Source organism: Fundidesulfovibrio soli, from assembly GCF_022808695.1.
GTDB lineage: Bacteria > Desulfobacterota > Desulfovibrionia > Desulfovibrionales > Desulfovibrionaceae > Fundidesulfovibrio > Fundidesulfovibrio soli.
The window spans coordinates 1-3,384 of record NZ_JAKZKW010000039.1 but is presented as its reverse complement, the minus strand read 5'-3'; the positions used below and the strand labels follow the sequence as shown (position 1 = coordinate 3,384).

Here is a 3,384-nt window from a genome sequence, read left to right as displayed (position 1 = left end):
CCGCGGCCCTGGCCCTGCAGATCTCGCCCTCGGCCCCGACCATCGACTTCGTGGCCGTGCAGACCAAGCTGAAAAACCTGGTCAACTCCGGGCAGCTGGGTCCGTTCTCCAACGGCTACTGGGGCCACCCGGCCATGAAGCTCTCGCCGGAAGCCAACCTGGTGTTCGTGGCCCACTACCTCCAGGCCCTGGCCCAGCAGGCCAACACCGCCAAGATGATGGCCCTGTTCGGCGGCAAGAACCCGCACCCCCACGTCACCATCCCCGGCGGCGTGACCAGCGGCAACGAACTGGCCGTGGCGGCGAACATCACCAACTTCACCACCCAGCTGACCGCCACCAACAACTTCATCAAGAACTTCTACATTCCTGATGTCGTCTACCTGGCCAAGCAGTACCCCGAGTGGGCCAAGATCGGCGGCTTCCCCAACCTGCTGGCCTTCGGCGAGTTCCCCACGGACAAGTACGGCTCCGGCAACAACTTCATGCCCGGCGGCGTGATCATGAACAAGGCAGTCACCAGCGTGGCCGCCGTGAACATCGCCTCCATCACCGAGGACGTCTCCCGCGCCTGGTATGCCAAGTCCAGCCCGCTCAACCCGGCCTCCGGCGTGACCACCCCGAGCTACACCGGCTACAACCAGTCGGCCCAGTACTCCTGGCTCAAGGCCCCGCGCTACCAGGGCAAGCCCATGGAGGTCGGCCCGCTGGCCCGCGTGATGGTGGCCTACGGCAAGAACCACGCCCAGATCAAACCCGCTGTCGACTCCCTGCTCAAGACCCTGGGCCTGACCGTCAACGACATGTTCTCGGTCATCGGGCGCACCGCTGCCCGGGCCATCGAGACCCAGGTTCTCGGCAACGCCATGGTGGGCTGGCTCAACACCCTGAAGAGCAACATCAGCGCCAATAACCTCTCGACCTACGCCAGCAACACCGTGCCCGCCAACAGCACGGGCGTCGGCCTGGGCGAGGCTCCTCGCGGCGCGGTGGGCCACTGGCTCTCCACCGACGGCAACCGCAGGATCAAGAACTACCAGATGGTGGTGCCCTCCGCCTGGAACTTCGGCCCCCGCGACGCCCAGGGCGTGCCCAGCGCGGTGGAGGCGTCCATGGTGGGCCTGCCCATTGCGGACTCCGCCAGCCCGCTGGAGATCCTGCGCCTGGTGCACTCCTTCGACCCCTGCATCGCCTGCGGCGTGCACCTGATCGACGCCGAAGGAAAGGCCGAGACGCTGGTCACCGTCCGTTAAGGCGAAGCCGCCACAGTACTGCAACAGGGGCCCCCACCTGGGGGCCCCTTTTGTTTCTGGGCGAACCACGGGATCGCGTTCTCATAACAGTGGGCACCTGACCTCATTTCCGTTTGTAAGGTTTGTTCATCATCAGCCTGACAGAATCCGGGACTACCCAAATTGACATGCAACCGGGCCTCAGCCGGCGCCGGGGCAACCCGCGTCCGGGCAGGGCAGTCAGAAAAGTGAGGCGGGGCGCTGCCTCCCGGGCTTGGGCAAGGGGGGGGCGGCTCAAATCGGTTGGAAAGGAGACAGCCGTGCGTGAAAACTTTCAAGAAAAAAACGGAAGGTTCTCGCCGCAGGCAGAGATGAACCGGCTATTACAAGGAATTAATACTATTCGTTTTTTATTCCGTGCTGAGAAAAACCTCGCTAGAGAGCGATTGCAGGCCGTTTTTGCCTTGGCAATGGCCTCCGATTTGTGGCAGAATAGAAAATTTTCCGAAGGCTCAAATTTCTCCCGTGTGAGCTCTTCCCTCTCCACGAATCAAGAATTATTATTAACGCCGACGCTCACCAACAAAGTTTTAATTTGTGACACAGCGCGGTGATCGTCCTCCTCTCCGGGAAGTGCCGGAGCCTCTGGGGGACCCAAATCCGAACGGACTGAGCATTGGAATGGGTCGAACCCTGTTCACGAGATAACCGGTCCACCTACGAGGAGTCCTTATGAACGCACGCAAATCGACCTCCGCCAAAAACATTCCCTGCCCCCCGGGAGTATCCCGGCGCTCCTTCCTGAAGTTCTGCTCGGCCGTGGCCGTCACCATCGGGCTTGGCCCCACGGGCATGGCCGAAGTGGCCAGAGCGCTGACCGGACCCAAGCCCATCGTGGTCTGGTTGAACTTCAGCGAATGCACAGGCTGCACCGAGTCCCTGCTGCGCATGTCCACCCCCACGCCTGACAGCCTGATCCTGGACACCATCTCCCTGGAGTACCACGAGACCCTGATGGCCGCCGCCGGCCTGGCCGCCACCGGCCACCTGGCCGACGTGGTCAACGCCAACGCGGGCCAGTTCTTCGCCATCGTGGAAGGCTCCATCCCCACGGCCAACAACGGCGCCTACGGCACCATCGGCGGCGAGACCATGCTCTCCATCGCCCAGCGCGTGCTGCCCAAGGCCAAGGCCGTCATCGCCTACGGCACCTGCTCTTCCTACGGCGGCCTGGCCGCCGCCAAGCCCAACCCCACCGGGGCCAAGGGAGTGAGGGACCTGGGCATCCTGGGCAGCGTGCCCCTGGTGAACATCCCCGGTTGCTCCCCCAACCCCTACAACCTGGCGGGGGTGCTCACCAGCTACCTGCTCAAGGGAACCCTCCCTGCGCTGGATTCCAACGGCCGCCCGACCTTCGCCTTCGGCAAGACCGTGCACAGCCAGTGCCCCAGGCCCCACGGCTGCCTCGAGGACTACCGCTGCAGGGGCAAGGTTACCTATAACAACTGCCCCACCGCCAAGTTCAACGACGGCACTTCCTGGGACATCCAGGCCAACCACCACTGCATCGGCTGCTCCAACCCGAACTTTTGGGACGCCAACACCTCGTTCTACAGCAGCAGCTTCGGCACCCAGTTCGCTTCGAGCAACCACAGCAAGATCCAAGCCGTTGCCGCTGGCGGCGACTAATCAAAATTCCCCAAGGAGTCTAAGCATATGGCAACCACCACCGGAAGCGTTCTCGCCGGCGCGGCCCCGGCCGCCAACACCGCGGCCACGACTGCCGCAGCTATGCAGCCCGCTCTCAATTTGCTGTTGACGAACACCACCGGCACCGGCGGCAGCGCCGGCGCCAACATCACGCTGGACCCCATCAGCCGCATCGAGGGCCACTTGCGCATCGACGCCAAGGTCGGCACCAACGGGACCATCGAATCTGCCTGGTCCTCGGCCACCCTGTTCCGTGGCATCGAAATGATCCTGGCCGGCCGCGACCCCCGCGACGCGCCCCTGATCACCCAGCGCCTGTGCGGCGTGTGCACCTACATTCACCTGCAGGCCTCCACCACCGCCATCGAAAACGCCATGAAGCTGACCGTGCCCGCCAACGCGCAGATCGTTCGCAATCTGCTGCAGGGCACCCAGTTCCTGC

The 3,384-nt window shown here is 63.7% G+C and carries 4 protein-coding genes; all 4 read left to right on the top strand.

Annotation, left to right across the window (positions count from 1 at the left end; all coding sequences use genetic code 11):
* On the top strand, positions 1–1,253 hold a 1,253-nt coding region (locus MLE18_RS17815; RefSeq protein ID WP_243440148.1), incomplete at its 5' end, for a nickel-dependent hydrogenase large subunit.
* Positions 1,254–1,552: 299 nt separating this feature from the next.
* Entirely contained in the window at positions 1,553–1,846 is a 294-nt protein-coding gene (locus tag MLE18_RS17810; protein ID WP_243440147.1) for a hypothetical protein, read from the top strand.
* 118 nt (positions 1,847–1,964) lie between these two features.
* A complete protein-coding gene (locus MLE18_RS17805; RefSeq protein WP_272881757.1) occupies positions 1,965–2,921 on the top strand; it encodes a hydrogenase small subunit in 957 nt (318 codons plus the stop codon).
* Between the two features lie 27 nt (positions 2,922–2,948).
* Positions 2,949–3,384, top strand: a 436-nt coding sequence (locus tag MLE18_RS17800; RefSeq protein WP_243440146.1) for a nickel-dependent hydrogenase large subunit, incomplete at its 3' end; no start/stop codon positions are given.